Raw genomic sequence first — 25,705 nt, forward strand, 5'->3', positions numbered from 1 at the left:
TGTATACTAGTGCTGTCCACATCTGGAGAGATCATTGAAGCCGATACTGTTCGCCAGTTGGCAAAAGCTGTCGACCCGCATCGTCGGGCTGCTGCTGAGTTTTCTCGCAGTGGCCCTGCTGGTAATCGGCTCGACCCTGCTGCTGTCCTGGCAGCTGGAAGGCAGCGCGGCTGCGATTAACGTTGCCGGCAGCTTGCGCATGGAGAGCTACAAGCTGGCGATGCTGGCCGGCCGCCTGATCGATGACAGCGGCCACGCCGATGCGGTGGAGCGCCTGCGCGCGCAAGTGCAGCGCATCGACGGCACCTTGGAGCTGCTGCAGCATGGCAATCCGCAGCGGCCCTTGTTCCTGCCGCCGACTTCCGCCATCCGCAATGTGTATAGCGAAGTCCAGCGCGAATGGCGCATGGCGTTGGCGCCGCAGGTAACCGCCCTGATGACACCTGCGGCTTCGCCGGTCGCCGCCTCCTACGCGGTGCAGCAACGCACCGAACACTTCGTGCTAAGCGTGGATCAGCTGGTGCAGCGCATAGAACGCGACAGCGAAAGCCGTACTTTCTGGCTGCGGGCCTCCCAATTGACGCTGCTGGCGCTGGCCCTGGTCGGCACGGTCAGCATCATCTACCTGTTGTTCGACATGATCGTGGCGCCCGTCACGCGTCTGCAGGGCGGCCTGGAACGCATGCGCGAGCAGGATTTGAGCGTGCGGCTGCCGGTGGAGAGCAACGACGAATTCGGCATGCTGGCGCGCGGCTTCAACCAGATGGCGGACAAGCTGCAGGACTCCTACGGCAATCTGGAGCAGCGGGTGCAGAACAAGACCGCAGAGCTGGAGCAGCAAAACAAGGAACTGGCGCTGCTATATGACAGCGCTGCCTTCCTGCAGCAGCCGCAGTCGGCGGAGGCCATGTGCAGCGGCTTCCTGCGGCGCATCAGCGACTATTTTGGCGCGGATGGCGGCTCCGTGCGCGTGCTGGACCCGAACCGCAATAACATCCATATGCTGGTGCACGAGGGCATATCGGAGGAACTGGTGGAGTCCGAGCGCTGCCTGAAAGTTGGCGACTGCCTGTGCGGCGAAGCGGTGGTCAACAAGCTGGCCGTGATCCATGACCTGCGCCGCCACAAGGATAACCACAATCTGCAATGCCACCGCGAAGGTTTCTCGACCATTTCGATCTTCCATATCTTCGCGCAGCGCCAGTACCTTGGCTTCTTCAATCTGCATTTCCGCCAGACCACCGTGTTTACGCCGGCGCAGACAGCGCTGCTGGAGACACTGGGCCAGTTGCTGGGCACCGCGATCGAGAACCAGCGCCTGCAGGTACGCGAGCGCGAGCTGGCCATCTCGGAAGAGCGCAACCTGGTGGCGCAAGGGCTGCACGACAGCATTGCCCAGGGTCTGAACTTCCTGAACCTGCAAGTGCAGATGCTGGAGCAGTCGCTCAAGCAGCAGCGTCTTGATGAAGTGGAGAGCATCGTGCCCGCGCTGCGCGCCGGCGTGGACGAGAGTTACCAGGACGTGCGCGAACTGCTGCACAACTTCCGCACGCGTTTGCAGGAGGGCACGCTGGTGTCGTCGCTGGAAACCGTGATCGACAAGTTCCGCCGCCAGAGCGGCATCGCGGTCGGGTTCGATGCCGATAGCGATGGTGCGCCATTCCCGCGCGAGCATCAGCTGCAGCTGCTGTTCATCGTGCAGGAAGCCTTGTCCAACGTCCGCAAGCATGCATCGGCAAGCCAGGTGTGGATACAGCTGTCCGACGACCAGGACTTCACGCTCAGTATCAGGGACAATGGCCACGGTTTCAATGTACAGAAGCTGGAGACATTGGGTGACGCCCATGTCGGCATCAACATCATGCGCGAGCGCGCGCAGCGCATCGACGCCCAGCTGCAACTGAACTCGGCGCCGGGCGAGGGTACGGAAGTGGTGCTGCACATGCCGCGCGCCCAGCGCCGCGCCGCATAACAAGGAGAGAAATGCCATGGACGAACCTATCAGCGTGCTGCTGGTCGACGATCACACCCTGTTCCGTAGCGGCATACGCTCGCTGCTGCAACGACATCCGGAATTTTCCGTGGTGGGCGAGGCGGCCGATGGCTTTGAAGGCGTCAAACGCGCGCAGCAACTGAAGCCGCAGGTGGTGCTGCTGGACCTGAACATGCCCGGCATGTCCGGCGTCGAGACGCTGCAACTGATGCGGCAGGACAGTCCTGAAAGCGCCATCGTGATGCTGACCGTATCGGAAGATGCGGAAGACCTCAGTACGGCATTGAAGGCTGGCGCCAGTGGTTACCTGTTGAAGAACATCGACACCGACTACCTGACCCGCGCCATCCGCCGTGCCGCCGCCGGTGAAACCGTGGTGGCCGAAGCCATGACCGCCAAGCTGGTGGCCCAGCTGCAAAGCGGCACGGTGCCGCCGGCGGCGTCCGAACTGGACAAACTGACGCCACGTGAGCGGGAAATTCTCGATTGCCTGGCGCGCGGCGAAAGCAACAAGGGCATTGCGCGCATCCTGGATCTGGCGGAAAGCACGGTCAAGATCCATGTGCAGAGCGTGCTGAAAAAACTCAAGTTGAGCAGCCGCGTGCAGGCGGCCGTGTATGCGGTGGAGCACCGCAAACAACACGGCGGCTGAAGCGCCGCCGGACCAGCATCAACCGCCGCAGCAGCCACCGCAGCAGCCGCCGGATTTGGCCGCTGGTTCGGCAGCGGGCACGGACGGGTAGCCAGCTGAGGTCAGGCCGCGCGTGAGCGTGCGTGCCGAGACGACCGCTTCATCCAGCTGCACGCTGGCCAGGCCGTCGCGCAGCGACACGCGGACATCGCTGACGCCCGCCATATTGGTCAGCAGTTCGGTGATTTTGTCGGCACAGCCTTCGCTGTTCATGCCGTCGATGTTGAGTACAGCGATTTGCATAGCAATCCTTTCAAGATGATGTCGCAACAGCGATAGCCTAGCGCAGGCGTGTCCCGGCTGCCGGGCTAAGTGTGGTTTTCTTGATCCAGGTTATGAATATCGGGCGTGCTGCTTCACTCGCGCGCGCCTGGCGCGGAAAATGAGAATGACCACTCAAAGGAAATGAATCATGACACTGCTCCGTATCGACGAACCCACGCGCGCGCAAACTGGCCATCCCTTGTGGCGGCTGGGCTTCCGGCCGTTCTACATGGTGGCGGCGATCTTTGCCGCGTTGGCGATTCCGCTGTGGATGGCGCAGTATTTCGGCCTGCTGTCGCAAGGCCTGAACATCGGCTTCATGTGGCATATGCACGAGATGGTGTTCGGCATGGCGGCTGCGGTGGTGGTGGGCTTTCTGTACACCGCAGGCTATAACTGGACCGGCTTGTGGACGCCACGGCGCGGCAGGCTGGCGGCGCTGGTGGCCTTGTGGCTGGCGGGGCGCGTGGCCATGCTGGTGGCGCCGCCGCTGGTCGCCGCGGCAATCGACTGGCTGTTCCTGCCCGCCGCCGCATGGCCGCTATTCCGCGTGATGCGGCAGGCGAACAACAGGCGCAACTACTTCCTGGTTGGCTTGCTGGCGCTGATGGCGCTGGCGAATGCGGTGTTCCATGCTGCCGCGCTGGGATGGCTGGCGGTGACGCCCGCTACCCCGGTGCAGGCTGCGATCCTGGTCATCGTGATGATGGAAGCTGCCATCGGCACGCGCATCATTCCCATGTTCACCCGTAACGGTGCGCCCGGCACCGCGCCGCTGGTGCAACCCGGACTGGATAAGGCGTGTTTAGGCTTGCTGGCTGCGTCGGCCCTGTGCTGGGTCGTGAATGCGCCGCGCCTGCTGTTCGCGCCCCTGGCACTGGCTGCCGCCGCGCTGGTGTTGCTGCGCCTGTGGCGCTGGCAGGCGTTGCGTACGCTGTCGGTGCCGCTGCTGTGGATTATGCATCTGTCCTACGCGTGGATCGCAGCGGGCTTTGTGCTGCTGGTGCTGTCGCGCTGGCAGCTGGTGAGCGCCAGTGCTGGCTTCCATGCGCTGACGGTAGGTTCCATGGCAGGCCTGATACTAGGCATGATTACCCGTACCACGCTGGGCCACACCGGACGGCCATTGAAGGCAGGGCGTGGGGAGCGCTGGATGTTCACGCTGATCCAGTTGAGCGCCCTGGCGCGCGTGGCGTCGGCATTAGGTTACGACACGCAGCAGGGCGTCGTGCTGATGGCCAGCGCGGGACTCTGGACGGCCGCCTTCATCGCCTACGCCATCGTCTACGTGCCGTATCTGTCCAGCGCGCGCGTGGACGGCAAGCCGGGTTGAGCTCAGCGTGCGTCGTAGATGATAAAGCCGCTCTTGCCATTGCGTTTGACCTGATACATGGCACTGTCGGCCCGCTCGATCAGCTCATTGAGGCTGGTGCCGTGCTGCGGATAGAGGCTGATGCCGATGCTGGCGCCGAGGGCGAAGTTGTTGCCGCTGACGGGAATCTGGGTGGTCAACTGTTCCAGCAGTTTCTTCGCAATCTCGTAGGCTTGCTCCGCTTGCTCCAGCTGAGTGCCGATGACGATGAACTCATCGCCGCCAACCCGCGCGCAGATGTCGGTACTGCGGGTGTGGGATTGAAGCCGGGCCGCCACGGTTTTTAGTACCTGGTCACCCACCGCGTGGCCGGCGCTGTCGTTAATCGGCTTGAAGTTATCCAGGTCGATATAGAACACGGCCACCACCTGATGCGGGCGCGTGGCCAGCAGGAGCGCATGGTCGAACAGCTGCTCCATGTAGCGCTTGTTCTTCAGTCCCGTCAGCGGATCAAGAAAGGCCAGCCCCAGCGCCTTGGCTTCCGCATCCATCAGGCGTTTCTGCACGCGGTGCAGGATGGCCGCCAACAGCGAGGAATACATCATCAGCACCAGCAGGGTGCCAAGCAGGAAACCATTGCGCGACCATGCCGGCGCATAGAACATTGCGTAGGGTGCGGTCAGCCAGTGTATGGCAAGCGCGGAGGCCGCAGCGGCAGTGGCATGCAGCGTCCATCCCGGCACCTCATGACGATGGCGGAAAGCGGTGTAGCCCAGGTAGGCCAGCATGCCGGCATTCAGCAGCGCATAGCCGGTACTGCGCACATAGCCTGGCGCTTCCAGCGTCCATGTCGAGAGTATCCACATTTCGGCGAGGCCGCCGGCGATCCAGAACCAGCGCTCCTGTACCTCCAGATTCAGGAAGCGCACCAGTCCTGTCAGCAGAAAGGGCTTCTCCATGATGATGAACAGGGCGTAGACGAAAGCGGCAGGCTGGATATTGGTGGGGGCGGACGCGGCCATGAATAGCACGAGCCGCGAGCACAGTGCGAAGGAAATCGACACCGCCCACCAGCCAGCCCCGGAGCTGGTCCTGGCAAACCGGCTGATCCATAGGAAGAATAGCAGGAATACAAAGTACACCGTGAAACCAAAGGTATGGACGATTTCGTGGGACATCTGGGGACCCTCTCGATATCCAAACATTATGCCCTGTGTCTTCACGGGAATTTGTGTCTATTCTGCAACGGATGTGAAATTCGTTGCATGTCAAGCTATTGCTTGACCAGCACCTGCACCCCCACCGTGCCCTGGCGCACAAAGGGCGGCAATCGTGCGTCCTACAATCGCCGCAGAGGGGGAAGGATATGAAAAAACTCATGCTGGCGTTTGGCATCGTCCACGCCACGATCGCGCTGCTGTTTACCGCCGGCGCCTTGGTGTTGATCGCCATCGGCGCACAGGTCGGCTGGCATGCGCTGCATGCGGACACCGGCCTGGCTGCTGCGCAGGAAGTGATCGAGGCAATCGGCATCCTGGCTGCCGCCGTGGTGGCGCTGCAGATCGCCGAAACCATTATTGAAGAAGAGGTGGTGCGGGACGCCGACATCAGCGCGCCGACGCGCGTGCGCCGTTTCCTGTCGCGCTTTTTCGTGGTGGTGGTAGTGGCATTGGCGATCGAAGGGCTGGTCGCAACATTCCGCGCCGTGCACGACGACGCCAGTGAGCTGCTCTATGTGGCCGCCCTGGTGGCCAGCGTTGGCGTGCTGCTCGCGGCATGGGGGACGTTCATCTACCTGAACCGCTCGGCCGAAGAACTGGAACCGGCTGCCATGCAGGAAGCCCAAGCGGAAGACGAAAAACTCAAACCATGAAGATTATCCAACAGCGCCTGCTACGCGGCGCGAATATGTACCATGCCTTACCTTGCATCGCCGCCATCGTTGAGGCGGATGAAACGGCGGCCAACCGGATTGCCGATCTCAGCCTGCAGTTGCAGCGCGAATGCGGACATGCCGTGAATTACGCCCGGACCGAGCCTGTGTCCGGCCATGCAGATCAATACCGTATCATCGTCGAATACGCGATTGAACATGTGGCGCAAGCTTCGCTGCGGACGGCCGTGGAGCTGGCAGCCCAGCCGCAGCCTAATATGGCAGCGGCGGTCGCCAGCCTGCGCCACTATGCCACGGAGATGGGCCTGTCGCCGGCAATGCAGTCGCTGGCGGAGTCGGCACGCATCCAGGGCTTCCCGGTACTGCGTGTCAGCGAACACGCAGGACTGCTGACGGTAGGATGGGGGAGCCGCCAGTCGCGTTTTATGGAGGGCGCGGGCCCTGACAACCGCCTGCTTGGCCACACCGTCGCGCGCGATGCCCAACTGACGCGCGCCCTGCTATCGGAAGCATTGCTGGACAAGCCAGACGCGGATGCCAGCATGGTGGCAGCCAAAATCGGCGTTGGTGGAGATGAGGATGTGCTGCTCGACCAGGCCACGCGCGTGACACACATGCTGGCCGAAGCAGAACATGGCCGTATCCCGGTAGTCGCCGTCACCGGCACCAATGGCAAAACCACCACCACGCTGATGATTGCACACGTGGCCCGCTGCGCCGGCCTGCGTACCGGGCACACCACCACCACGGGCGTTTTTGTCAACGGTCACCGCCTGTCACATGGGGACTGCACCGGTTACTGGTCGCATCGGGCGGTGCTGATGTCGCCGCAGGTGGACTACGCGGTGCTGGAGACGGCGCGCGGCGGCATCCTGAAGCGCGGCCTGGCCTATGACCGTTGCAGCGTTGGCGTACTGCTCAACGTCTCTGGCGATCACCTTGGCCTGGATGGCGTGGACACGGTCGAGGATCTGGCGCGCGTGAAGTCGCTGGTCGTGCGCAGTGCAGCTGACGCGGTACTGAATGCGGACGATATACATTGCGTTACGGCGCAAGCGACACTGGCACCAGATACCCGCACCATCTTCTTCTCCCTGCATGCGGACAATCCCGTTTTGCGCGCCCATCTGGAGCAGGACGGCTGCGGCGTCTGGCTGGAGCATGAAGTCATCATGCTGGGTACGGGAACGCGGCGGCAACCGGTGATGCCGGTCACGGACATTCCTGCAACGGTGGGTGGCCTCGCGCGCTACAACATTGCCAATGCGCTGGCCGCAACCGCCGCGCTGCATGCCACCGGCTTGAGTGTGGAGCAGATTGCATCGGGTCTGGCGTCGTTTGTCTCGGATGCGGCGACCAACCCGCTGCGCACCAATATTTTCAAGGTGGGCGATGTGCGGATCGTACTGGATTACGCCCACAACGCGGCGGCCTACACGGCACTGGGCGCGCTGACCCAGGGCATGGGCGGCAGCGTACTTGCCGTCGTCAGCTCGCCGGGCGACCGCCGTGACAGTGATTTGTGCCACATCGGCGCCTGCTGCGCGGAGGCGTTCGACCGCCTGTTCGTGTACGAATCGTCGAGCCGGGGCAGGCCGCATGGCGAGGCTGCTGAACTCATCGCGGATGGCGCGCGCGCTGCAGGCTCGCGGGGTGTGGAAACCTTCAGCTCCGCCAGCGATGCGCTGCAACGTGCTTTTCGCGAATGCCGGGCGGGCGATGTGATGATGTTTTCATGCGGGACGACGATAGCGACGCTGATCGATGCGCTACGCACCATCGATCCGACGGCGGCCGATGCCGTCGCAGAGCAGGCGGGCGCCTAGTCTGCGTTCAGGGTCCAGGCAGGCATGTCGCGGTTACTGGCGCTGCCTGCCTCGCTGGCAGTGACCGCAATCAGTCCCAGGTCAATTTTATGATCCACCATGCCCAGGCCACGCTGTAGTGCTTGCGGCAGCGGTATGCCATCGGCCAGCCATTGATAGACCTCGCGCGCCAGCAAGTGCCGCATGATATGTTCACCGATGCCGGTAGCGGCAACGGCGCCTTTGGGACCGGCATAAAAGCCTGCGCCGATGATGGGCGTATCGCCAACACGGCCCAGCGGCGACGGCGATGCGCCGCCGGTCGATCCGGCTACCGCAAACCGTCCTTCGCTGTCGCGTACCACGGCGCCGACGGTGTCGCAGCCGTCAACACGTGTCGGCGAACCGTTGTTTATCGTATCAAACACCGCATAGCCTGACTGGCGGGCGAAGCGCAAAGCACCTTCGCCGCACAGCAGATGCTGCGGCGTGGCCGCCACGGCGCGCGCGACCTGCACCGGATTGCGCACCGTCTGCAAGCCCGCCACCGCCCCCAGCAGGCCCGTGGAGTCCATGACGGCGGCATCCATTTGCACGCTGACGCCGTCGCTGCGCACTTTAGAGCCGATGCCCGCGTTGAAGCGGCCATCGTTTTCCAGCAGGACGACCGCGGCCACCGCCGCCTCCAGCGCGCCGGCGCCATTACGCAGCGCTAACATGCCCGCCTGCGCGGCAGCGACGCAGCCATCCTCGTATGCCTTGCTGGCGCCGGCGCCGCCGTGGACCACGATGGTTGGCATCTTCAGGCCTGTGCCAGCGTTTCGCCAATACGTTCGGCACTGGCGGGATCGACCGGACGTAGCGCCTCTACCAGTTCGGATACCGAAGCGCCGCAGCAGTAAAGCAGCACGTCACCAGGACGGCACAACGCCAGGCCACGGCGAAGTGCCTCCGCAGGATCGCTGTCGATGTAGATGCCGTCGGACGAACCGCGCGCGTTGCTGGCTGCTTCAAACATGATGCCGGCGCGTTCTCCGCGCTGGCGGCCACGGTGCTCGCTGGTCCATTCGTAGAACACGGCGTTGTCGAAGCCCTGTGCGCAAATCTGGCCGATCTGTTTGAAATGTTCGTCACGGCGATCGCCAGGGGAGGTGACTATCGCCACGGTGCGCTGCGCCGTCATCGCGCGTGCGGTGGCTGCCAGCGCGGAGAATGCCGCCGGGTTGTGCGCGTAGTCGGCAATTACCTGGACGCCGCCGACGTCATAGACATTGCTGCGCATAGGGTTGTTGCGTGCGTCCGAAACGAAGGTGCGCAGTCCCGCGACGATCATCGGCGCACTGAGCTCGTTCGCCATCAGGGCGGCGGCTGCAGCCAGACCGTTGGCGATATTGTGCTGTGCACAGCCGCCCAGCGTGGATGGCATGTCGGCTGCTGCCAGCAGGCGTTGCGTGGTTTTGCCATCGGCCAGCATGAGCGCACCTGACTCCAGCCATGCTGCGCGGCCACCGCGTTGCAAGTGCGCCTGCAGTACCGGATGCGCGGCTTGGCAGCTGAAATAGATGATTTCTACCTGAGGGGACAGGCTGGCGCCGATGGCGACGCATCGTTCATCTTCCGCGTTGAGCACCACGGCACGGCTGGCGGTTTCCACCACCACGGCCTTGACGCGCGCCAGTTGCTCCACCGTGTCCACGCCATCCATGCCCAGATGGTCGTCGCTCACATTGAGCAGTACGGCAACGTCGCAGCGGTCGAACGCCAGCCCGCGTTTGAGGATGCCGCCACGGGCGGTTTCCAGAACGGCGAATTCCACTTCCGGCGCCGACAGCACGGTGCGCGCCGACCAGTAGCCGGTACAATCGCCTTGCGCCACCGGCTGGCCGTTGATGCTGACGCCCTCGGTGGTGGTGCAACCGGTGGCAATGCCCGCCTGGCGCAAGGTGTGTTCGATCATCAGCGTGGTGGTGGTCTTGCCGTTGGTGCCGGTGATGGCGATAACAGGAATGCGGCCGTCGCTGTTGCCGAACATGGATTCGACGATGGCGGTACCGGCGTCGCGCGGCGTGCCGGCGCTCGGGTATTCATGCATGCGGATGCCGGGGGCGGCGTTGATCTCGATGATCGCGCCGTTGCGGCCGTCCAGCGGTACCGAGATGTCCTCGCAGACCAGGTCGATGCCAGCGACGTCCAGGCCGATCTTGCGCACGGCGCGTACACACATTGAAAGCGTTTGCGGCGGCAGGCGGTCGGTGACGTCTTCCGCAGTTCCACCGCTCGACAGGTTGGCGTTGCCGCGCAGGCGTACGCGCTGCTGTGGCGCTGGAATGCTGTCGAAGTCCAGGCCCTGTTCGGCCAGTTCGGTGGCGGACAGGCCATCCAGTGGAATGCGCGTCAGGATGTTGGTATGGCCCTCGCCGCGTGCCGGATTGCGGTTTTCCTGTTCCACGAGCTGGCGGATGGTCGAGGCGCCGTCGCCCACTACCGTCGGCGGCCGGCGCAGTGCTGCGGCGACTACGCGTTCACCGGCGACGAAGATGCGATAGTCGTCGCCCTTGATGTAACGTTCGACGATGATGGTGCGGCCATGTTCACGCGCACGCTCAAAGGCCGTTTCCACTTCCTCCGGCGTGCCGCAGCGGGTGGTGACGCCACGTCCATGGTTACCGTCCAGTGGCTTGAGCGTCACCAGGCCGCCCAGCTGGCGTGCCGCGCGCTGCGCCTGTTCGACGCTGCGTACGGTGACGCCTTCCGGCACCGGTACGCCCGCTTCCTGCAGCAGTGTTTTGGTCAGCTGTTTATCGCATGCGATTTCAACCGCGATATGGCCGGTGTCGCCGGTGATGGTCGCTTGCAGGCGTTTTTGCTGTGCGCCCCAGCCTAACAGGAACATATTGGCCTCCGGCGTCAGCCGCGCCACAGGAATGCCCTGACGGCGCGCGGCGCGCACGATGGCGCCGCTGCTGGTGCCGATGGCCTGGCGCTCCGCCAGGTCGCGCAACTCGGCCAGGCCTTTGTTGAGCGTTTGCTCCACGGCGTGGTCACCAGTGGCCAGGCCGTGCGCCAGCGTCACGGCCAGTTCCACCGCATCGACGGCGACCTGCTCCAGTTCATAGGCGCACACCACGCGGTAGCGGCCCGGAACGTTTGCCACTTCATGCGTACGCCCCAGATTGACAGGCGTACCGGCCAGGCATTGCAAGGTGATGGCCAGGTGTTCGGTGAGATGCGCAAGGCTGGTGCCTTCCTTCAGCGACTGTACGAAGCCCGCATACTTGCCCACCGGGCCGCGATGATCGTACAGCGATGGCAGCATGGCCAGCAGGCGGTCATTCAGGCCGGGGACGCTGGCGGTGGAGACATGCTGCAGTTCACCCAGATCGAGCACGGTCAGTACGCATGGCTGCGAGGAGTACAGGTTAGGGCCGCGCAGTACGCGTTGTTCGATGATATTCATGTTTCAATGTTCCTTGGTCAGATAATCGATAAAGTCAGTCAGTTCGCCTTCGCGGCGGAAGCAGGCGCCGGCTGGCAGCAGATGCAGGCGCGCGCCAAAAATATGGGGGACTTCGCCGGCCGGAATGTCCACGATGTTGGTGCGTGCATCGCGGCAGTCCACCACGGTGACGCAGCCTTCGCCAACCACTTCCAGGCCGTCGCTCTGATGAACCACCAGCGCCGTGTTTTCATCGATGCCGGCGCCCAGCAGGAACGGGCTTTGCGTCACGACGCTGAGCAGGCGATTGATGCGGTGGCGTTGTGCAAAGTGCTGGTCGATCACGACGCGCGGGACAAAACCCAGTCCCGCCGCAAGCCGTGCCGCGCCTTTTTCCGGCGCCAGGTCGGCGTGGCCTTCCGCCATCATGTGCGTGCACATGCCCGAGGCGCCAGCGCTGGTGCCGGCCAGGCAGGCGCCGTTTTCCAGCCAGGCCTGGCGCAGGGCGTTGCCGCAGCGGGTGCCGCCGATAATCGTCATCAGCCGTTTCTGGTCGCCGCCGGTAATGAAGATGCCCTTTGCCGTCGCAATTGCGTGCGCCAGTTCCTCGTCTTCAGCTGCGGCACGGTCGGCCATTGGCAGGTGGCGCACCTTGTGCGCATGCAGGGCGTTGAAAGCGCCCTGGTACATCTCCCAGATTTTTTCCGGTACGGTGCTGGCAGCGGTCAGCACCACCAGGGGTTGATCTTCGCCGCCAGACAGTTCAATAAACTTCTTGAGCACTTCCATGTTGTCGGTGCGGTCTTCCGCACCGCCGATAATCATCAGGCTACCCATGGGACTCCTCAGTTCATCAGTTGGCGGAACATGCGCGTGGCCATCAGGCCACTGGCACTGTGGTGCAGGTCCGGCGACATATGCTTCATCAGTAGCTGCATCGCTGCCTGCTTGCTGCCGAGCGATGCGATTTGCTGTTCCAGCTGACGCAATTCCGCGCTGCTGGCGTTAAGGCTGTCGTTGGCCGCATCAGAAGCCGGGTGATGACGGATCACGCCGCGTTGGGCACCGCCGCGTGGCGTGTGATGGACGCCCAGCGTGTCCAGGGTGCGCTGGCGCGCGCGGTAGCTTGGAATGCGCGCGGATGCTGCTGGCGCCTGGCCGGGAGGCGTGGCAATCCAGTCGCTGAGGATCTGCTGTTCGTAGGCGTTGAAGACGCCGAACATCTCGGCCCGCTCGCTCTGGATCAGCCGCCAGAAACGGCTGTTCTCTGCGGGTTGGCCGCGCTGTATCCAGCCTGCGCTTTCAAGCGCTGCCAGCATGTGCGGTATCTGCTGCGGATCGGCCAGCCAGTCGTTGATGCTGCGGCCACCCACCCGGCAGTAGTCCGAATGCATATTGTGGCCAACCACCGCCTTGGCGGCCATGATGCGTACCAGTTCCTGCTCCAGATCGAAGCCGGAAATGACGGAGGTGGTGCAGGAGCCCAGGTCGTTCAGGCGATAGCCGTCGTGGACGCGGCCCAGGAACGCCGCCGGATCGCCGCAGCGCGATAGCAGCTGGCGCAAGGCTTGCACAGCCATCTGCGCGTGCCCGGTGCCACCGTTATCGACCGTGACATGCAGTGTGAAGTAGTAGGGATCGATGCCCAGCTCATTCAGTTCGTAAGCGGTGATGAGCAGATGCAGTGGCAGCTGTTCGTAACCGAGGTTGTAGCCCACGATCTCCGGCAGATAGCGTTCGGCGTTGTAGGCCAGTGCGAGTTGAATCGCGCCCTGGATGAAGTGCTCGTCCGGTGCATCCTGCCATTGTTCGCAGCGGTGGCTGGCCAGCAGTTTTTTGTACAGCAGTACGTGGTTCTTGTCTGGTACGCCGTCGCCGAGTTCTTCCAGATAGGTTTCGATGAGCGGACGAAAATCCGTATCGTCCCAGTGCGCCAGCAGGCCATACAGCCAGGCGCCGTCTACCAGTTTGGTCGGCGCGACGTTTTGCAGGAAATGCAGCGCGTGGCCTTTGCCGCTGAAATAGCGGCGTGGCGCACCTTCGTGACGCGCTTGCAAATAGCTGCGGTAGGCGTCGCCAATACGTGCCGAGCGCTTGACCATCCATGCGGTCATATCGTCCAGATGCTCGGGCAGATCGTCGCAAAGCTGGCGCGCTTCCAGCAGGCGTTGATCGAGCCATGCGCAGGCAAGGGCGTTGGCCGCGGTTTGCGCCGGGCCGGCGTTGAGCAGCTGGTAGACCGCCTTGGCGGTGAGGGCGGTGGTGGCAGTAGTGGTGGCGTCGCCGGTGTCGGCAGTCGCCGGGCAAGCGTCAACAGCATGCGCGAGCAGAGTCATTGTTATTTCCGTGTGTAGGTTGAATGCACCACCATGGGGCGGTGCATCGGTGAAGGAATTATCGGTGCGCAGTCCAGACTGTCACATCGGTGCCGCTCCTGTGCGCGTGTAAGAAAAGGCTTACGTCATCAGTGAGGGCGCGTCTTCATTTCACGCTCAGGCAGCAGTTGCTCGTTGGCGGCTTCCGTACCCTGCTCGAATACGAGGCGGCGGGTGGCGGCATTGGCGTCGATGCCCAGGTCCGCAAAGGCCTGGAGTGCGTCGAGCAGCACCGCCTGCTGGGCGTTCATATAGCTGAGGTAGGAGGAATTCAGCACGTAGAACACCAGTTCATATTCCAGCGCGTCCTGGCTGATGGACTTGAGGTGCACGCGGTCGGCGCGCACGTCCGGCTGGCGTTCGACAATCGCCCTGAGTGCGTCGGGCACCTTGGCGGCTTGCTCGGGCGGCGTCGCCGGGTTGATGCGCAGCGAGAACTGCACCCGCCGGGTTTGCATGCGTTTGTAATTGCGCACCGTATTCTTGAGCAGCTCCGCATTGCCGATGACGATTTGTTCGCCGCTGTCGGCACGGATGCGGGTGGTCTTGAGGCCGACATGCTCCACGGTGCCGGAGACATTGGTGATGGCAATTGCGTCGCCCACTTCAAACGGTTTGTCGACCGCGATAGCCAGCGAGGCGAACAAATCGCCCAGCACGTTTTGCACCGCCAGCGCGACGGCAATCCCGCCGATGCCCAGGCTGGCGACCAGCGCCGACACATTGATGCCGAGGTTGGACAGCGCTGCCAGCAGGAAGATCACCCACAGCGTAGTCTTGAGCGCCCACACCATGAGGGTATTGGCGACGGTGGTCGGCGATTGCTCGTCCTCGGCATGGCTGCGGAAATAGCGGCGCGCACCCAGTGTGACGGCACGGTCCAGGTACAGTACCAGTTGCAGTCCCAGTACAATAAACCACAGGTGGCGTAACCGTTCTTCCCACACCACCGGCAAGTCCAGTGTGTTCAGGCCAGTCATGATGGCGATGACCAGTACAGCCAGTGTACTGGTACGGTTGAGCGAGGATTTAAGCAGCTCTGCTACCGGGCGGTCGGCGCGCCCCTGTTGTTCATGCTTGCACAGGCGCCGCCGCAGCACGCGCAAAAACAAATGGATAGCGAGGAAGGTGATGAGGGCAGTGACAGCGGCAAGGATCAGCGCTTCGCCGTCCAGTTGCGCAAACGGCGCCAGATAACGTTGGATATTCAAAACCAGACTCCTGTCAGATGGCGGTAAGCACCTCATCTTAGGCGGCTGGCTGGCACCGTTCTGTTCGTTGCATCACACCGCCACCTCATTAATAATTCCCCTTCGGTAATATTTGAATGAATTGGCCGTCGTAAGGTATGGTTTGTCCAGGACGAACGATTGAAGAAGTTTGCGTGGTTTTTGTTTGCTCTCAAGTAAAATTCATGTTGAGTAGCGAATAAGGATGACTATGCAGCAAAGTGCCCAGCCCAGTGTCGTTGCGATCGAAGCCGAACGGTTCCGCCAGTTTATTATGGGGGTGACTGACTACGCGATCTACATGCTGTCACCGGAAGGCGTGGTCGTGACCTGGAATGCGGGCGCGCAGCGTTTCAAGGGCTATCATCCGGACGAAATCATCGGCCGTCATTTTTCCATGTTCTACACGCCAGAAGACCAGGCGGCGGGGCGGCCGGCGCTGGCGCTCGAATTGGCGCGCACCACCGGCAAGTTCGAAGACGAGGGCTGGCGCGTGCGCAAGGATGGCAGCCGTTTCTGGGCCAGTGTGGTGATCGATCCGATTGTCGATCCGCACGGCGAGCTGCTGGGCTTTGCCAAGATCACCCGCGACATCACCGAACGCCGCGTCGCCGCCGAACAGCTGGAGCGCGCCCGCGAGGCCTTGTTCCAGTCGCAGAAGCTGGAGGCCATCGGCAAGCTCACGGGCGGCATCGCGCATGACTTCAATAATCTGCTCAGCGTCATCATGAACGGGCTGGAGCTGCTGCGCCTGTCCAAGGACCCGGCCATCATCGCCAAATCCGTCGATACCATGGCGCGTGCGGCGCAGCGCGGCGCCTCGCTGACCCAGCAACTGCTGGCCTTCGCGCGCCAGCAGCCGCTCAAGCAGGAGGCGCACGACATCGGCCGCGTGATCCGTTCGTTCGAGGCGGTACTGCACCGCGCGCTGCCGGATGCCATGCATCTGTCTCTGCAGATGGAGGCCGACCTGCCGCAGGCCATGATCGATCCGACGCAGTTCGAGGCGGCGCTGCTCAATCTGGTGGTCAATGCGCGCGACGCGATGAAGGAAGAAGGCGAGGTGATGATGGACCTGGCCGCCGTCACCCTGGCCGATAACGAGGTGGATCGCCTGCCTGCCGGCCGCTATGTGCGCGTGGTGGTCAAGGATAGCGGCGAAGGAATGACACCGGAAACCATGACGCGTGCCATCGAACCGTTTTTCACCACCAAGGAAGTGGGCAAGGGCACAGGACTGGGCCTGAGCCAGGTGTATGGCCTGGCGCAGCAATGCCACGGTGCGTTGACGCTGGACTCGCGGCCAGGGGAGGGGACGTCGGTGTCGCTGTACTTCCCGGCGCTGCCCGCACAGAAAGAGTCGAACCTGATTCACCCGGGCGCCGGCGCGGAGAAAGTACTGCTGGTCGATGACCAGCCCGAGGTGCTGGAAACAGCCATCAGCCTGTTCAGCCATCTCGGGTATGAAGTGCTGTCGGCGCATAACGGCATGCAGGCGCTGGAAACGCTGCGCCGTACGCCGGATATCGCCATCCTGTTCTGCGACGTGGTCATGCCCGGCATGAGCGGCGTGGAACTGGGCAAGGCGGTGCGCAGCGACTTCCCCAGGGTGAAGATCGTGCTGGCATCGGGTTACGTCACCTCTTCACTGCGCGATGAAATGCCGGACATCGGCAGCTTTGAACTCATCGCCAAACCTTACCGCCTGAGTGACCTGATTCGTACGCTGAAGGCGTTGTAGCGGCTCAGAGGCTGTCGCCATCCGCTTCCAGGTTGTCGCGGATCTGTTGCAGCAGCGTTTGCAGCTGAGTCAGCTGTGCGGCCGACATGCCGTCCACCGCCGCGCCGGACGCCTGTGTGCCGAGTTGATTGAGACTGTTGAAGATTTTCTGGCCTTGCGCACTCAGCGTCAGGCGGGTGATGCGGCGGTCCGCCTGGTCGGCGGCCGCGTCCAGTAGCTCCTTGTCGCGCAGGCCTTTGAGCAGGCGCGCCAGCTGCGCCTTGTCGCGGCCGGAATGGGCGACCAGGTCGCCCTGCGTGGCGCCGGGGTGGCGCGAGAAAAAGCCCAGCGCCTTGTATTCCATATGGGTGATTTCATGCGGCGTGTCGCGCAGGCCGCGCAGCTGGCGGGCGCGGTACAAATGCATGATCGAATGGATGGCGTCAAACACCTGTTCCGATTGGTTGACTGTATTAACTTGTTTTGCCATAATGGGTGATATTATCAACTAATTGAGGTCGATGATGAACAATCGTATTCAGCGTGTGCGGCACGAAATCAAACGGCGGGAAGTTGAAGTGGTCAATGTCCAGCATCTGACCCCGAACTACGTCAGCGTAACATTCAAAGGCGAGACCTTACACGATTTCGTCTCCGCTTCCTATGACGACCATGTGAAATTCATGCTCAGCGACGCGGACCGGCGCGATTTCACGCCGCGCAGTTTTGACAACGTTGCGGGCGAGTTAACCATCGAGTTTGCGCTGCACGCGACCGGCGCCGCCTCGGACTGGGCACGTCAGGCCGCGCCCGGCCAGACCGCCGTCATTGCCGGTCCGCGCGGTTCGATGATTATCCCCATGGACTATACCTGGCATGTACTGGCTGGCGACGCCACCGCGCTGCCGGCGATACGCCGCCGCCTGGAAGAGCTGCCCGCAGACGCCAGGGTGCATGTGCTGGTAGCCGGGGAAGAGGCGGCCACGCTGGTGTTCCGCAGCGAAGCGCAGGTCCACTTGCAGCGCTATGCCGATGCAGAGACGCTGCTGAACGCCATCGGCGCGCTGTCACTGCCGGATGGCGATGGCTTCGTCTGGTTTGCCGGTGAAGCTGCCGTCGCCGCACAAGTGCGCGACATGGTGTTTGGCGACAAAGGCCATCCGCGTGAGGCGGCCCGGATCTCGGCGTACTGGAAGCAGGGCGCTTCCGGCCACCACGAGGATTTGTAAACGCCAGTGCCAGCCTTATGCTGGCACTGGCGCCGCCGCTAACGGTGAACGCTGGATAAACAATGCGGTCAGCATGCCGATCACGCAGACGCCCATCACATAGTAGGCCGGGCCGAGCGGATCGTTCTTCATCATCAGTGTGACCACGACCGGCGTCAAGCCACCAAAAATGGCGTAGGAAAGGTTGTACGAGAACGACAGGCCGGTAAAGCGCACCTGGGCCGGGAAGGCCTGCACCAGCACGCAAGGCACGGCGCCGACCACGCCGACGCAGAAGCCGGTCAGGCCGTACAGCGGCAACAGCAGCTCGGGCTGGGTGCGCAGCGTGGTGTAGAACACGTAGGTGCAGACTGCCAGTAGCAGGGAACCGACGAACAGCACCGGCTTGGCGCCCAGCCGGTCGGCCAGCACGCCGTAGGTGATGCAACCCAGGGCCAGGCCCAGCGTGGCGACGGTATTGGCGATCAGCGAAGTACGCGCGTCGATATGGTAGACCTTTTGCAGCAGCGCGGGCGTCATCAGGATCACCACCACGATGCCGGCCGACAGCAGCCAGGTCAGCAGCATGGAGATCACCGTGGCACTGCGGTGGTTGCGCAGCACGGCTTTCAAAGGCATCTCGGCAGCCAGCGCCTTGCGTTGCGCCATCTCGGCAAATACCGGCGTTTCGTGCAGCCAGCGGCGCAGATACATGGCGCCCAGGCCAAACACGCCGCCCAGCAGGAAGGGCATGCGCCAGGCGCCGGCCAGCACTTCGTCCGGTTGGTAGGCGGTGTTGAGGGCGGTCGCTACCAATGAACCCAGCAGGATGCCGAAGGTCAGGCCTGCGGTCAGCACGCCGCAGGCGTAGCCCGTGTAGCGCGACGGTACGTGCTCGGACACAAACACCCAGGCGCCCGGCACTTCGCCGCCGACCGCCGCGCCTTGCAGCACGCGCATCAGCAACAGCAGCAGCGGCGCGGCCAGGCCGATGTTGGCGTAGGTCGGCAGCAGGCCGATGGTCAGCGTCGGCACTGCCATCAACAGGATCGACAGTGTAAACATGCGCTTGCGGCCCAGCAGGTCGCCAAAGTGCGCCATGACGATGCCGCCCAGCGGCCGCACCACGTAGCCGGCGGCGAAGATGCCAAAGGTCTGCAGCGACCGTAGCCAGTCCGGCATTTCGGACGGGAAGAACAATTGGCCGATGGCGTTGGCAAAGAAGACGAAGATGATGAAATCGTAGAATTCAAGCGCGCCGCCCAGGGCGGCAAGGGACAGGGTTTTGTAGTCCTGGCCGGTCAGCGGGCGTGCCGCATTGGCCGGGAAGGTGGTGTCGGTCATGTGCAGGTCTCTTCTTGTAGTTGGATGACGTGTGTAGCATACGGTATTCTGGCCGCCATCGTTACAACTTAGTGCGTTCCCGCACGGCGCTCCCTGCGGTAGAATCCGAAAATTGGATTTCGTCCATCAACAGGAGGCAGAAATGTCTACCAAGCAAACTTTTCGCCCGGACTTTCAATCGTCCGAGGTGGTAGAGGCCGGCATCGAGCTGGCTGACCAGGTTGGCCCCGAGAGCGCGGCCGAATACCTCAGCCACCGCGGCGTACTGGAAAGCGTGATCAAACGCGTTATTTCCGAGCCGGAACATCGCCGCAATCCGGGCCGCCTGCGGTCGCGCGATGAGCGGCTCATCGAAGAGGGCAGCCGCTTTAAATACATTCCTTAAAGCAATCGATTGCGTTGCGTGGCCGCTACCTTATAGCCGGGGTAGGAATAGGCCCACAAACTACTATGTTCCCAACCTACATAAGGCGTGACTGTGCTCCTATAATCCAGCGTACATAGCGCGGCTATAGTGTTAATCATCCAACACAGACCTGAGATGAGGAACGCCATGTACGCAGCTAACCAGACTTCCGTTTCCGCCAGCATCCCACGGGCGATGCAAAACACCGCCGCACCAGCGATCAGCCTGACCGGCGCCCAGCAAAACGAACTGCTGCGCGCGCTGTCGCGTGAAGAGTTGCTGGATCTGTTCGTGCATCTGGATCTGGTTCCGCTGGAAGCAGGCAAGCGCCTGTTCGACGCCGGCGAAGCCATGGAATACGCCTACTTCCCGACCAACGCCATCGTCTCGCTGCAGTACGTGACGGAAGACGGCGGCGCCGCTGAAGTGGCGGTGGTCGGCCGCGAAGGCGTGGTCGGCGTCACCATGTACGAAAACGAACGCGCCAACTGCTGCGCCGTGGTGCAGACCGCAGGCTACGGCTACCGCATCAAATCGGCCGTGCTGCGCCAGGCCTTCTTCAGCGGCGGCGCACTGGCGCAACAGCTGATGCGCCATACCAGCGCGCTGTTTGCCCAGCTGGCCCAGACTGTGGCTGGCGTGCGTCACGGCAGTATCGAGCAGCGCCTGTGCCGCTGGCTGCTGGAGCGCCTGGACCGCTCGCTGTCGAACGAACTGAAAGTGACGCAGGAGATGATCGCCAATATGCTGGGCGTACGCCGTGAATCCATCACCTGCTGCGCCGGCAAGCTGCAGGAAGAGGGGCTGATCGAATATCGTCGCGGCACCGTTACCGTCATCGACCGTCATGCCATGGAGCGCCGCGCTGGCGGCTGCTACTCCCCAGTCTAATGCAGGTAACGCGGCGCATGCTGGAGCTGATCCAGCTTGCGCTGCACCAGCTGATACCACGCCTGCGCCCAGCGCGCCGCTGATTGCGATTCTTCCAGCGTCGCCGCCGATATCGTCCGCCGTACCGCCACCATCTGCCTGTGCATTGCATAAGCGGCAGGGTGGTATTTGCGCGGTTTGGTGATGTTGGTTTGCGTATCCATGACTGCAATTGTGCGCGCCCCACCTGGCTGCGGCTGTACGCTGTCTCACCTACACAAAATCCGCATAAAGAAGCGCGATTTAATTCGTTTCCACCGTTGGCAGCGCTACCTATACTCGGCCCTGAGATGATTACCGAGGGTACCGATGCAGGCCTGGATAGACGCACAGCAGCAAGCCGAAGTTGTCGCCGAACGCACCCGCACGTTCTGGCGCGGTGAGTGGCCGACCTGGCTGCTGATTGTGGTGATCCACGGCGGCTGGCTGGCGACACTGGTCTGGTGGCCCGTACTGGGAACGCCGCTGGCGACCTTGCTCATGATCTGGTGGTGCGCCTGGTATATGTCGCTTCAGCATGAGCTGATTCATGGCCATCCCACGCGCTGGCCGTGGCTCAACCGCCTGTTTGGCTATCTGCCGCTGGCGGTATGGTATCCATATGAAATCTACCGCGAGACCCACCTGCGTCACCATGACGATTTCAACCTGACCATGCCGGCACTGGACGCCGAAAGCACCTACGTGTCGCCTGCCGAGTGGGCGGCGATGAGCAAACCGCTGCGCGCCATCCACTGGCTGAACAAGACCTTCTGGGGACGGCTGGCGGTCGGCCCGGCACTGGCCATCACGGCGACGTGGGGTGGCGCGGTACGCAAGCTGGCGCGCGGTGATCTGCGCGATGCCGGTGTCTGGCTGCGGCATCTGGCCTTGCTGGCCGCCTTGCTGTGGTGGGTGGAGGCGGCGTTTGGCGTATCGGCGCTGTGGTACGTGCTGGCGATTTCCTATCCGGCGCAATCGCTGGCGATGATACGCTCCTATTACGAACATCGTCCGGCTGAGGACCACAAGCAGCGCATTGTGCTGAATGAAGCGGGCCTCGTGTTCCGCCTGCTGTTCCTGAATAATAATCTGCACCTGGTGCATCACGACCTGCCGTCATTGCCGTGGTATTTGCTGCCGCGTGTGTATGAAGCGCGCCGCGCGGCCTATAATGCCCGCAGCGGCGGCTTCCAGATCAACGGTTACGGTGAGCTGATGCGCCGCTTTGGCTTCCGTCCGATTGACGCACCTGTCCACCCGCGCATGCCCGAATGAACTGGAAAGCTGCACTGCCGATGTATAACCTGTCGCCCCGCATTCAGCGGGAGTATGAGGCATTGCTGGCGCGTCTGCTGGTGGATGGCGGCGTGCGTGACAGGGTGGAGCTGCTGGCCGCGCCGGACCTGCATGCGTTCTGGCGGCGTTCCGACACGCTGGTCTCGCAGACCTGCGGCTATCCCTACATGACCATGCTGCGCGGCGAGGTGACGCTGCTGGCCACGCCATCCTTCGCATTCTTCGGCTGCGAGGGCAGCGACTACTCAAGCCTGATCGTGGTGCGCGCCGGCAGCAAGGTGCAGACGCTGGCCGATCTGCGTGGCGGCATTGCCGCCGCCAACGATGTACATTCCAACAGCGGCATGAACGTGCTGCGTCACGCCGTAGCGCCGCTGGCGCGCGATGGCCGGTTCTTTGGCGAGGTCAAATGGTCGGGCAGCCACGTCGCCAGTTTGCGCATGGTGCGCGACGGCGAGGCGGACGTTGCCGCCATTGACTGCGTCACGTATGGCTATCTGCTTGACGCCGCGCCAGACAGCGTGGCCGGCGTCAGGATTTTGCAGAGCTCCGCGCCATCGCCGGGATTGCCGCTGGTGGCCGGGCGCGATGTGCCACCGGACCTGATCGGCCGTCTGCGTGCGGCGCTACTGGCGCCCAGCCCAGCGTTGCGCGCGCATATGACGGCGCTGCGTATCAACGGCTTCGAATATCGTGCCGAAGAAGATTATCAGCGTATCCTGCACATCGAGGAGGCGGCGGAGCGCGCCGCCTACCCGCTACTCATGTAGTTGAATGGAGGTTCATCATGAATTTCAAGCGTCTAGGAAAATCTGGTCTGCGGGTGCCGGAGCTGAGTTTTGGCACGGCGACCTTTGGTGGCGGTAATGACTTTTTCAAAGCCTGGGGCAGCACGGATACCAGCGGCGCCGCGCGCCTGATCGATGTCTGCCTCGAGCATGGCGTGTCGATGTTCGATACCGCCGATGTCTATTCGGACGGTCTGGCGGAACAAATCCTCGGCGAGGCTATCAAGGGCAAGCGCAATCGCCTGCTGATCTCGACCAAGGTCACTTTCCCTACCGGCCAGGGGCCGAACGATTACGGTTCCTCGCGCCAGCACATCATCGAAGCCGTCAACAAGTCCTTGCAGCGCTTGCAGGTAGAGCATATCGACCTGCTGCAGCTGCACGGCCAGGACTACAACACGCCCGTTGAAGAAACCCTGTCAACGCTGGATCAACTGGTCCGCGAGGGCAAGGTGCGCTACGTCGGCGCCTCCAATTTCTCAGGCTGGCACTTGATGAAATCCCTGGCGACCTCGGAGCGCTATGGCTATCCGCGTCACGTGGCGCATCAGATTTACTACTCGCTGCTCAACCGCGACTATGAGTGGGAACTGGCGCCGCTGGCGGAAGACCAGGGCGTGGGCGCCGTGGTCTGGAGTCCGCTGGGCTGGGGCAAGCTGACCGGTAAAATCCGCCGCGGCCAGCCTGCCAAACCGGGCACGCGCGCACATGATATCGCGGGCACCGGGCCGCACTTCGAAGAAGAACGCCTGTTCCGCATTATCGATGCGCTGGACGTGGTGGCCGAACAAACCGGCAAATCGATTCCCCAGATTGCGCTCAACTGGCTGCTTGGCAAGCGCACCGTGTCCAATGTGATTATTGGCGCGCGCGACGAGAAGCAGCTCATCGAGAATATTGGCGCCACCGGCTGGTCGTTGACGCGGGAGCAGAACGCGCTGCTGGAAGCCGCCAGCGATGTGCCGCCGGCTTATCCTGTCTGGCATCAGCGCAGCTTTGCCATCCTCAACGAGCGCGATGCCTAGAAGTTTTTAATCAGCGTCGCCCGCAGCGAACGCGATTCGATAGGGTGGAAGTGGATGTCAGCCACTGGCGCCGCTTCTCCCTTCAACTGCGATTCATAGTAGTAGTCGATCGCCGAATTGCGCCGGTTGGTGATGTTGAAGGCTTCCAGCTCCAGCGTCAGTCCCTTGCGTATCTTCCAGCCGATGCGGCCATTCAGCGTCATGCTGGCTTGCGAGCGGACGCTGTTATCTTCAAGCAGCGGACGCGGGCCGAAATAGCGCAGCTTCAATGAGCCGGACCATGGACCGCCATCGTCCACGGTCACCGCCAGCTGGCCAGTGCCTTCAATCGCGCCGGGGATGTAGCTGCCTTCTTCCTGTTGGCCACGCGAGCGCGCGCGGGCATAGGCCAGGTCCAGGTCCACCGACAGCCATTTCAAGGGCTTGTAATAGTTGGAGAATTCCACCCCATAGCGGCGGCTTGGCGGGCCGGCTTCGGTACCGCCTGCATCGCCCACGTAGGTCAGCTCAGAATCGAAGTCGAGGCGATACAGGGACAGCGAAGTCTGCAAGCCCGGCAGCCATGCCGTGCGGGCGCCCAGTTCCATGCCACGTGAACGTACCAGCGGCTGCACCTTGTCGGCCGCCAGTCCGGTCTTGGGATCGATGGCGATGACCGTGCCGCGCGCATCGTTGCTGTGGAAGCCGCTGCCGACGTTGGCGTAGACCTCAGCGCTTTGCCATGGCCCGTAGATCAGGCTCAGACTCGGACTGGCCAGGTGGTCGCTGCTCTTGCCCGAATTGGCGGCGAGGCTGCTTTGCACGTTGAAGCGATAGCTGTCCAGGCGGACGCCCGCCACCGTGCGGAAGGCGGTATTCCAGCGCGTGTTATTTTCAAGGTAGACGGCGGCACTGGACTCGACGATGTGGTCTTGCCGCGTGGTCGACAGCGGGCGGCGCGCCTGCGTGCTGTAGAGCCCATTGAAGATGTTGTCGTTCTGGAGCTGTACGCCGACGGTGGTTTCGCTGTTGCCGGTGTCGGTGTGCTGGTGCCAGCTGTGCGAGGCATTCAGGCCGCTCGTCACGCGCTTGTCCGGCTGTGCAAACTGGTCGCCGTGCACCGGATCGTCCATGAAGTAGGTGAAGTTGGACCATAGGTCCAGCTGGTTGGCGATGATGTAGGCATTGACTCTGGAGGCGCTGTCTTCCGCCGTACGGCGCCATGCGCCGGAAAGGCTGTAGCGGTGCGCCTTGCCGCCATCCGTATTGTCGATGGCGTCGTTGCGGCCAAGCTGGCCTTCCTGCACGGCGCGCAGTGGAATCTGGTCGGTGGCGTTCCAGTCGGCCTTGTACGCCATCAGGCTGAGATTGAAACCGTTATTGGCGTAGCCTTCGCTGTAGCGCAGCACCGCGTTCAGTTTTTGATAGTCGTCGGGACGCGTGAACGGGCCGTCGTTGTGCAGGGCTTCGATCGCGTACAGCAGGCTGCCGCGCTGCGTCTCCAGCGAATTGGCCACCAGTGCGCGGCCATAGCCATTCTGCCCGCCGGACACACTGGCGACGCCTTGCAGCAAGCGGTTGGCATACACCACCGACGCGGTGCCTGCGGAGGCGAAATCGCCTTCTTCGGCGGAGTAGGGACCTTTTTTGTAGTCCAGCCGCACGGCCAGTTCGGGTATCAGGAAATTCAGGTCGGTCCAGCCCTGGCCATGGGCGTGGCTGCGCTGGTTGACGGGCATGCCGTCGACGCTGGTGCGCAAGTCCGTGCCGTGATCGAGATTGAAACCGCGCAGATAAAACTGATTGGCCTTGCCTTCGCCGCTATGCTGGCTGACGATCAGGCCGGGCGCCGCTTCCAGAATCTCGCCGGGACGATAAACGGTGCGTGCCGCCAGTTCCTCCTGCGTCACCGTACCGGCGCTGGCGGCATCGGCCACGCCAAGCTGGTTGGTGCGCGAACCGTCCACCAGGATGCGTTGCATGATCTGGTCATCGGCATGGGCCGAGCCCAATGCCAGCAGGAGTGCG

23 protein-coding genes are annotated in these 25,705 nt (G+C 62.8%); 12 read left to right on the forward strand and 11 right to left on the reverse strand.

The genetic code is table 11. The features are described 5' to 3' along the window. Positions 1 to 43: 43 nt before the first annotated feature. Positions 44 to 1,972, forward strand: coding sequence for a type IV pili methyl-accepting chemotaxis transducer N-terminal domain-containing protein (locus GTP58_RS04515; RefSeq protein ID WP_161077256.1), 1,929 nt, complete (start codon positions 44 to 46; stop codon positions 1,970 to 1,972). A 16-nt stretch (positions 1,973 to 1,988) separates the two neighbouring features. After that, positions 1,989 to 2,645 carry a response regulator gene (locus GTP58_RS04520; RefSeq protein ID WP_161076437.1) on the forward strand — a complete coding sequence of 219 codons (657 nt, stop codon included), beginning with the start codon at positions 1,989 to 1,991 and terminating at the stop codon, positions 2,643 to 2,645. Between the two features lie 18 nt (positions 2,646 to 2,663). Here the strand turns inward: GTP58_RS04520 and GTP58_RS04525 are convergent, their stop codons facing one another. Further along, positions 2,664 to 2,927 carry a heavy-metal-associated domain-containing protein gene (locus GTP58_RS04525; protein WP_161076438.1) on the reverse strand — a complete coding sequence of 88 codons (264 nt, stop codon included), beginning with the start codon at positions 2,925 to 2,927 and terminating at the stop codon, positions 2,664 to 2,666. Positions 2,928 to 3,096: 169 nt separating this feature from the next. Here GTP58_RS04525 and GTP58_RS04530 point away from each other — a divergent pair, with 169 nt between their 5' ends. Further along, positions 3,097 to 4,281 (forward strand): NnrS family protein, encoded by a 1,185-nt coding sequence (locus GTP58_RS04530; protein ID WP_161076439.1) that lies wholly within the window; start codon positions 3,097 to 3,099, stop codon positions 4,279 to 4,281. 2 nt (positions 4,282 to 4,283) lie between these two features. Here GTP58_RS04530 and GTP58_RS04535 read toward each other — a convergent pair whose 3' ends face one another. Continuing rightward, complete coding sequence (locus GTP58_RS04535) at positions 4,284 to 5,438, reverse strand: diguanylate cyclase (RefSeq protein WP_161076440.1); 1,155 nt, start codon at positions 5,436 to 5,438, stop codon at positions 4,284 to 4,286. A gap of 188 nt (positions 5,439 to 5,626) precedes the next feature. Between GTP58_RS04535 and GTP58_RS04540 the strand changes: the two genes are divergently transcribed. Together GTP58_RS04540 and GTP58_RS04545 are read left to right on the forward strand one after the other, a co-directional pair. Next, positions 5,627 to 6,133 (forward strand): hypothetical protein, encoded by a 507-nt coding sequence (locus GTP58_RS04540; RefSeq protein ID WP_161076441.1) that lies wholly within the window; start codon positions 5,627 to 5,629, stop codon positions 6,131 to 6,133. Continuing rightward, positions 6,130 to 7,980 carry a Mur ligase family protein gene (locus tag GTP58_RS04545; RefSeq protein WP_161076442.1) on the forward strand — a complete coding sequence of 617 codons (1,851 nt, stop codon included), beginning with the start codon at positions 6,130 to 6,132 and terminating at the stop codon, positions 7,978 to 7,980. Before GTP58_RS04540 ends, GTP58_RS04545 begins: the two co-directional genes overlap by 4 nt. Here the strand turns inward: GTP58_RS04545 and GTP58_RS04550 are convergent. The 5 genes from GTP58_RS04550 to GTP58_RS04570 form a co-directional block, all read right to left on the reverse strand. Further along, entirely contained in the window at positions 7,977 to 8,759 is a 783-nt protein-coding gene (locus tag GTP58_RS04550) for an isoaspartyl peptidase/L-asparaginase (RefSeq protein WP_161076443.1), read from the reverse strand. The genes GTP58_RS04545 and GTP58_RS04550 overlap by 4 nt on opposite strands. A 2-nt stretch (positions 8,760 to 8,761) precedes the next feature. Continuing rightward, the gene (cphA, locus tag GTP58_RS04555) at positions 8,762 to 11,416 is read right to left on the reverse strand and encodes a cyanophycin synthetase (RefSeq protein WP_161076444.1); all 2,655 of its coding nucleotides are present in this window, start codon (positions 11,414 to 11,416) and stop codon (positions 8,762 to 8,764) included. Positions 11,417 to 11,419: 3 nt separating this feature from the next. Further along, positions 11,420 to 12,232 carry a cyanophycinase gene (locus GTP58_RS04560; protein WP_161076445.1) on the reverse strand — a complete coding sequence of 271 codons (813 nt, stop codon included), beginning with the start codon at positions 12,230 to 12,232 and terminating at the stop codon, positions 11,420 to 11,422. A gap of 8 nt (positions 12,233 to 12,240) precedes the next feature. Beyond that, positions 12,241 to 13,731 carry an iron-containing redox enzyme family protein gene (locus GTP58_RS04565; RefSeq protein ID WP_161076446.1) on the reverse strand — a complete coding sequence of 497 codons (1,491 nt, stop codon included), beginning with the start codon at positions 13,729 to 13,731 and terminating at the stop codon, positions 12,241 to 12,243. Between the two features lie 128 nt (positions 13,732 to 13,859). Beyond that, positions 13,860 to 14,981, reverse strand: coding sequence for a mechanosensitive ion channel family protein (locus GTP58_RS04570; RefSeq protein WP_229215417.1), 1,122 nt, complete (start codon positions 14,979 to 14,981; stop codon positions 13,860 to 13,862). Positions 14,982 to 15,210: 229 nt separating this feature from the next. Between GTP58_RS04570 and GTP58_RS04575 the strand changes: the two genes are divergently transcribed. Continuing rightward, positions 15,211 to 16,740 (forward strand): PAS domain-containing sensor histidine kinase, encoded by a 1,530-nt coding sequence (locus tag GTP58_RS04575; protein WP_229215418.1) that lies wholly within the window; start codon positions 15,211 to 15,213, stop codon positions 16,738 to 16,740. Between the two features lie 4 nt (positions 16,741 to 16,744). Here the strand turns inward: GTP58_RS04575 and GTP58_RS04580 are convergent, their stop codons facing one another. Continuing rightward, a complete protein-coding gene (locus tag GTP58_RS04580; protein ID WP_229215419.1) occupies positions 16,745 to 17,209 on the reverse strand; it encodes a MarR family winged helix-turn-helix transcriptional regulator in 465 nt (154 codons plus the stop codon). Between the two features lie 31 nt (positions 17,210 to 17,240). Here GTP58_RS04580 and GTP58_RS04585 point away from each other — a divergent pair, with 31 nt between their 5' ends. Next, positions 17,241 to 17,948, forward strand: coding sequence for a siderophore-interacting protein (locus GTP58_RS04585; protein ID WP_161076449.1), 708 nt, complete (start codon positions 17,241 to 17,243; stop codon positions 17,946 to 17,948). Between the two features lie 15 nt (positions 17,949 to 17,963). On the opposite strand, the gene GTP58_RS04590 is transcribed toward GTP58_RS04585, so the two are convergent. Next, the gene (locus tag GTP58_RS04590; RefSeq protein ID WP_161076450.1) at positions 17,964 to 19,271 is read right to left on the reverse strand and encodes an MFS transporter; all 1,308 of its coding nucleotides are present in this window, start codon (positions 19,269 to 19,271) and stop codon (positions 17,964 to 17,966) included. A 142-nt stretch (positions 19,272 to 19,413) separates the two neighbouring features. On the opposite strand from GTP58_RS04590, the gene GTP58_RS04595 reads away from it, so the two are divergent. Together GTP58_RS04595 and GTP58_RS04600 are read left to right on the forward strand one after the other, a co-directional pair. Continuing rightward, the gene (locus GTP58_RS04595; protein ID WP_072783947.1) at positions 19,414 to 19,656 is read left to right on the forward strand and encodes a hypothetical protein; all 243 of its coding nucleotides are present in this window, start codon (positions 19,414 to 19,416) and stop codon (positions 19,654 to 19,656) included. A 168-nt stretch (positions 19,657 to 19,824) separates the two neighbouring features. Further along, positions 19,825 to 20,568 carry a Crp/Fnr family transcriptional regulator gene (locus GTP58_RS04600; RefSeq protein ID WP_161076451.1) on the forward strand — a complete coding sequence of 248 codons (744 nt, stop codon included), beginning with the start codon at positions 19,825 to 19,827 and terminating at the stop codon, positions 20,566 to 20,568. Here GTP58_RS04600 and GTP58_RS04605 read toward each other — a convergent pair. Further along, entirely contained in the window at positions 20,565 to 20,771 is a 207-nt protein-coding gene (locus tag GTP58_RS04605; protein ID WP_161076452.1) for a hypothetical protein, read from the reverse strand. The two genes, GTP58_RS04600 and GTP58_RS04605, sit on opposite strands and share 4 nt — an antisense overlap. A 145-nt stretch (positions 20,772 to 20,916) precedes the next feature. Here GTP58_RS04605 and GTP58_RS04610 point away from each other — a divergent pair, with 145 nt between their 5' ends. From GTP58_RS04610 to GTP58_RS04620, 3 genes are read left to right on the forward strand one after another with little or no spacing between them, the layout of a single operon-like run. Further along, a complete protein-coding gene (locus GTP58_RS04610) occupies positions 20,917 to 21,864 on the forward strand; it encodes a fatty acid desaturase (RefSeq protein WP_161076453.1) in 948 nt (315 codons plus the stop codon). After that, positions 21,861 to 22,655 carry a phosphate/phosphite/phosphonate ABC transporter substrate-binding protein gene (locus tag GTP58_RS04615; protein WP_161076454.1) on the forward strand — a complete coding sequence of 265 codons (795 nt, stop codon included), beginning with the start codon at positions 21,861 to 21,863 and terminating at the stop codon, positions 22,653 to 22,655. Before GTP58_RS04610 ends, GTP58_RS04615 begins: the two co-directional genes overlap by 4 nt. Before the next feature lie 17 nt (positions 22,656 to 22,672). Next, positions 22,673 to 23,698, forward strand: a complete 1,026-nt coding sequence (locus GTP58_RS04620) for an aldo/keto reductase (protein ID WP_161076455.1) — start codon at positions 22,673 to 22,675, stop codon at positions 23,696 to 23,698. Here GTP58_RS04620 and GTP58_RS04625 read toward each other — a convergent pair. Next, positions 23,695 to 25,659, reverse strand: a complete 1,965-nt coding sequence (locus GTP58_RS04625; RefSeq protein WP_229215420.1) for a TonB-dependent receptor — start codon at positions 25,657 to 25,659, stop codon at positions 23,695 to 23,697. The two genes, GTP58_RS04620 and GTP58_RS04625, sit on opposite strands and share 4 nt — an antisense overlap. Between the last annotated feature and the right edge of the window lie 46 nt (positions 25,660 to 25,705).

The organism is Duganella sp. CY15W (genome assembly GCF_009857555.1).
Taxonomy (GTDB): Bacteria; Pseudomonadota; Gammaproteobacteria; order Burkholderiales; family Burkholderiaceae_D; genus Rugamonas; species Rugamonas sacchari.

Coding starts and splice junctions, on each gene's coding strand:
- GTP58_RS04600 (WP_161076451.1), top strand. CDS start 19,825: ATGTACGCAGCTAACCAGACTTCCGTTTCCGCCAGCATCCCACGGGCG.
- GTP58_RS04525 (WP_161076438.1), bottom strand. CDS start 2,927: ATGCAAATCGCTGTACTCAACATCGACGGCATGAACAGCGAAGGCTGT.
- GTP58_RS04520 (WP_161076437.1), top strand. CDS start 1,989: ATGGACGAACCTATCAGCGTGCTGCTGGTCGACGATCACACCCTGTTC.
- GTP58_RS04625 (WP_229215420.1), bottom strand. CDS start 25,659: ATGCAACGCATCCTGGTGGACGGTTCGCGCACCAACCAGCTTGGCGTG.
- GTP58_RS04575 (WP_229215418.1), top strand. CDS start 15,211: ATGCAGCAAAGTGCCCAGCCCAGTGTCGTTGCGATCGAAGCCGAACGG.
- GTP58_RS04530 (WP_161076439.1), top strand. CDS start 3,097: ATGACACTGCTCCGTATCGACGAACCCACGCGCGCGCAAACTGGCCAT.
- GTP58_RS04590 (WP_161076450.1), bottom strand. CDS start 19,271: ATGACCGACACCACCTTCCCGGCCAATGCGGCACGCCCGCTGACCGGC.
- GTP58_RS04585 (WP_161076449.1), top strand. CDS start 17,241: ATGATGAACAATCGTATTCAGCGTGTGCGGCACGAAATCAAACGGCGG.
- GTP58_RS04615 (WP_161076454.1), top strand. CDS start 21,861: ATGAACTGGAAAGCTGCACTGCCGATGTATAACCTGTCGCCCCGCATT.
- GTP58_RS04540 (WP_161076441.1), top strand. CDS start 5,627: ATGAAAAAACTCATGCTGGCGTTTGGCATCGTCCACGCCACGATCGCG.
- GTP58_RS04580 (WP_229215419.1), bottom strand. CDS start 17,209: ATGGCAAAACAAGTTAATACAGTCAACCAATCGGAACAGGTGTTTGAC.
- GTP58_RS04605 (WP_161076452.1), bottom strand. CDS start 20,771: ATGGATACGCAAACCAACATCACCAAACCGCGCAAATACCACCCTGCC.
- GTP58_RS04535 (WP_161076440.1), bottom strand. CDS start 5,438: ATGTCCCACGAAATCGTCCATACCTTTGGTTTCACGGTGTACTTTGTA.
- GTP58_RS04595 (WP_072783947.1), top strand. CDS start 19,414: ATGTCTACCAAGCAAACTTTTCGCCCGGACTTTCAATCGTCCGAGGTG.
- cphA (WP_161076444.1), bottom strand. CDS start 11,416: ATGAATATCATCGAACAACGCGTACTGCGCGGCCCTAACCTGTACTCC.
- GTP58_RS04565 (WP_161076446.1), bottom strand. CDS start 13,731: ATGACTCTGCTCGCGCATGCTGTTGACGCTTGCCCGGCGACTGCCGAC.
- GTP58_RS04560 (WP_161076445.1), bottom strand. CDS start 12,232: ATGGGTAGCCTGATGATTATCGGCGGTGCGGAAGACCGCACCGACAAC.
- GTP58_RS04550 (WP_161076443.1), bottom strand. CDS start 8,759: ATGCCAACCATCGTGGTCCACGGCGGCGCCGGCGCCAGCAAGGCATAC.
- GTP58_RS04620 (WP_161076455.1), top strand. CDS start 22,673: ATGAATTTCAAGCGTCTAGGAAAATCTGGTCTGCGGGTGCCGGAGCTG.
- GTP58_RS04610 (WP_161076453.1), top strand. CDS start 20,917: ATGCAGGCCTGGATAGACGCACAGCAGCAAGCCGAAGTTGTCGCCGAA.
- GTP58_RS04545 (WP_161076442.1), top strand. CDS start 6,130: ATGAAGATTATCCAACAGCGCCTGCTACGCGGCGCGAATATGTACCAT.